This window comes from Legionella tunisiensis (assembly GCF_000308315.1).
Taxonomy (GTDB): Bacteria; Pseudomonadota; Gammaproteobacteria; order Legionellales; family Legionellaceae; genus Tatlockia; species Tatlockia tunisiensis.
In genome coordinates, this window is record NZ_CALJ01000123.1 from 1 (window position 1) to 1,177 (window position 1,177).

Genomic DNA, 1,177 nt, shown 5'->3' on the forward strand with positions numbered 1-1,177 from the left:
AGGTCGCTTCAGGCAGTAAGGAAAGTAGAACGATTGAATCGCCAAAAAAGAATGGTGTAAGCCAACCCCTTTAAATTTAGTACTTGCAATAATAACCAAACCTAAGGTCGCAAAAAGTATGCATATACCTGTTTTTATGGATATTTTCTCACCAAGTATTAGCCAAGACATTAGCGCAATCGTTGCTGGTAAAGCACTGGTAATAATACCTGCCATATTGGCATCTGTATAATGCAAACCTAACAACATAAGACAATTGAACAAAACACCTGCAGAGAATGCTTGGGCTAAAATAAAAAGCCAATCCGTTTTCTTAAGTACAGAAAAATGCTGTTTAATGGTTAATTGCCTGGCTGGAGTTAACCAATGTAACGGTAAGAGAATTAATGCTGCTATACCGAATCGCAGCGTTAACATAAATAAAATGGGTATTGCCGAGAGCAAATATTTGGATGAAACAATGTTCAGTCCTACCATCGTTTGAGCAAGAATAAGAAAGAGTAGACCCTGAAAATAATCTTTATTTTTTGCCATGAAGAGCCCTTTTTTATAAGTCGTATCCTGTGTAGTGGCCAGGGATAGGGAGTTTAGCAAGTTAGAAAAGCCAATGTATTATTCTAAGCACGCATAGTTTTTGCAGTCAGCATCATTTCACGCCACTGGGAGGGCGTCATACCAAAAGTTTGGCTAAAGCGGCGGCTAAACGCCGGTAAATTTTCATAACCAATTTCATAGGCAATGTTTTCAATCGAACGTTGCGTATTTGCAAGAAGCAGTTGTGCTTTTAACATTCTTTTGCTGCGCCAATACGCTGCAATTCCTTGACCGGTGCTGCGTTTGAAACGTCGTTGCAGCTGGCTGCTGCTTAAGTTGCATAGTTGCGACAGTTTGTTGATGTCAATGGACATAGCAAAATGCTGCTCAATCCAAGCTTGTGCTTTTAACACACAACGATCTTCAATACCAGCTATAGCTGGGCCTAGCAATTTAAATAATAAATTTTCAACCAAATAATCAGAAAAAGCATCATGTTCTTCTTGCATAAGATAGCCTTGGGCAAACGAGAGAAATTTTTTAGTCGTTGGCGTTAGATTAAGAAAAGAGGGTGTTAGAGTGGTATGCGACAGTAGATTAGGTGCTTTAATATCAACCACTAAAAAAGATTTTCCTTACTCGC

Annotated in this window: 2 protein-coding genes; both read right to left on the bottom strand. The window is 39.0% G+C overall.

Features of this window, described 5'->3' with window-relative positions; all coding sequences use genetic code 11:
* On the bottom strand, positions 1–534 hold a 534-nt coding region (locus BN58_RS23420), incomplete at its 3' end, for a DMT family transporter (RefSeq protein WP_019216449.1).
* 83 nt (positions 535–617) lie between these two features.
* Positions 618–1,154 carry a helix-turn-helix domain-containing protein gene (locus BN58_RS23425; protein WP_019216450.1) on the bottom strand — a complete coding sequence of 179 codons (537 nt, stop codon included), beginning with the start codon at positions 1,152–1,154 and terminating at the stop codon, positions 618–620.
* Positions 1,155–1,177 lie beyond the last annotated feature (23 nt).